Origin of the sequence: Methylobacterium sp. WL6, from assembly GCF_008040095.1 — a bacterium.
Taxonomy (GTDB): domain Bacteria; phylum Pseudomonadota; class Alphaproteobacteria; order Rhizobiales; family Beijerinckiaceae; genus Methylobacterium.
This window is the reverse complement of record NZ_VRVH01000490.1, coordinates 1-2,120: the sequence shown is the minus strand read 5'-3', so window position 1 is coordinate 2,120 and position 2,120 is coordinate 1. Positions and strand designations below refer to the sequence as shown.

Genomic DNA, 2,120 nt, shown 5'->3' with positions numbered 1-2,120 from the left:
GGCGCGCGAGGTCGCCCGGCCCGGCGCCGCCTCGCGCAGCACCGCCTCGTAGACGCCGGCGAGGCGGTCGAGATGGGCGTCGAGGGTGAGCGGCGCGGCCCAGTAGCGGGCATGCGCGGCCCGGCCCATCCGGGCGGCGAGCGCGTCGTCGGCGAGCCGGCGCAGGTGGGCGGCGAGCGCGTCCGGGTCGCCGGAGCGGAACAGGAAGCCGGTCTCGCCGTCGACCACCGCCTCGCGGCCGGCGCAGGCGTCGCTCACCACCACCGGCGTGCCCAGCGCCAGCGCCTCGTAGACCGTGAGCGGCTGGCCCTCGTACCAGACGCTGGGAAAGACCAGCGCGCGGGCGGCGCCCATCAGCGCCTGAACGCCGGTGGCATCGCGCCAGCCGAGCATCGCGGCCTCGGGGTAGCGCGCGGCCAGCGCCGCCCGCTGCTCGCCGTCGCCGACGAAGACCGCGCGGATGCCGGCCCGCCGCGCCGCCTCCGCGAAGATCGGCGCGCCCTTCTCGGTCGAGATCCGCCCGACGAACAGAAAGTCGCCCGGCGCCCGCTCGGTCATCGGTCGGTGCGCCACCGCGATCGGGTTGTCGACCCGGTGGAAGCGGGTCCCGCGCGGCAACAGCGGGCCGACCACCCGCTCCTGCAGGTCGCTGATCGTGATCACGTGGCGGAAGAGCGTCGGCAGCTCCGCGACCTGCGTCATGCCGAGGTAGCGGACCACCCGCGCGAGCTTGCGCGGGAAGCTCTGCGCATCGCAGTTCGTCGTCAGGCACGCGCCCGACATCGGCGTGCGGTGGCAGATCGCGGCGGCCGGATATTCGTAGAACCCCCCGGTCGGGCAGACCAGGAAGAACTCGTGCATGGTGTAGAGCAGCGGCAGCCGCGCGCGCCGCAACGCCACGCCGATCGACGGCGACAGCGCCTTGGCGAAGGCGTGGACGTGGACCACGGTGTCGTCGGGGTCGCACGTCGCCAGTTCCGCGGCGAGCGCGCGGGCCGCTTCGCGGTTCCAGATCGCCTGCGCCAGGAAGGCGAGCTTGTTCGTCGTGGTCGAGATGTCGTCCTGGTTCAGGCAGACCACGCGGATGCCGGCGGCGGCCAGGCGCGGGTCGGCCGGGCCGCAGGCGGCGAACAGCGTCACGCGGGTGCCGCGGGCGGCGAGCCCGAGGGCCGAGTCGAGCGCGACCTTGGCCTGGCCGCCGTTGACGTAGGCGTGGTCGGCGACGAGGACGACGTGCACGAGGCGGCTCCCGCTCCCTGGATGTCCCCACGTTTACCGGACCGCAGTTGATCCCGCGTAAACCTCGGGCACGCCGCCGATCTGCGGTTGTTCCCGCTCGGATCGTCCCCGCTCGACCGCCTGATCTCTCGATCTCCTGCGCCGGTGTCGCCATGCACGTCGTGATCCTGGCCGAGTTCGCGAGCCCGAGCGGGGGCGCCGAGAAGGTCGCCGTCGAATCGGCCCGCGGGCTGGCCGAGGCCGGGCTCCGGGTCACCTACGTCCAGGGCGTCGCCGGCCCGGTCGACCCGCTGCTCGACCATCGCAACCTCACCCGGATCTGCCTCGACCTGCCCGACGTGTGGGCGCGCAACCCCGTCGCCGCGGCGGTCGCCGGCATCTGGCACGCCCGCGCCGCGCGGGCGCTCAGCGACGCAATCGGGCGGATGGCGCGCGCGCCGGACGTCGTCCACGTCCACCAGTGGACCCGCAGCCTGTCGCCCGGGATCTTCCCGGTGCTGCTCGCCACCGGCGCCCCGGTGGCGCTGACGCTGCACGACTACTTCCTGGCCTGCCCGAACGGGGTCTACTACCGCTTCGACACGGCCGAGCCCTGTGCCCTCGCGCCGATGTCCGCCGCCTGCATCCTGGCGTCGTGCGATGCCAGGAGCCGCCTGCACAAGCTGGTCCGCGTCGCCCGCACCGCGGCGGCGCGGCGGGCGGTGTCGGGACGCGGGCTCCACGTCGTCCACGTCTGCGACGCGAGCCGCGCGCGGATGGGCGCGATGCTCGGCGGCTACGGGCTCACGCATCACCGCATCGACAACCCGGTGCGGGTCGCCCCCGGCGCCCCGGCCGCGCCGGAGCGGGGCGACGCCGTCGCCTATGTCGGGCGCCTGACC

General features: G+C 74.8%; 2 protein-coding genes. One reads left to right on the top strand and one right to left on the bottom strand.

Translation table 11 applies throughout. The features are described from left to right. Positions 1-1,239 (bottom strand): glycosyltransferase family 4 protein (locus FV230_RS27620; protein ID WP_147844636.1); only part of this gene is annotated, 1,239 nt, incomplete at its 3' end. 152 nt (positions 1,240-1,391) lie between these two features. On the opposite strand from FV230_RS27620, the gene FV230_RS27615 reads away from it, so the two are divergent. Next, a partial coding sequence (locus FV230_RS27615; RefSeq protein WP_147844635.1) for a glycosyltransferase occupies positions 1,392-2,120 on the top strand: 729 nt, incomplete at its 3' end.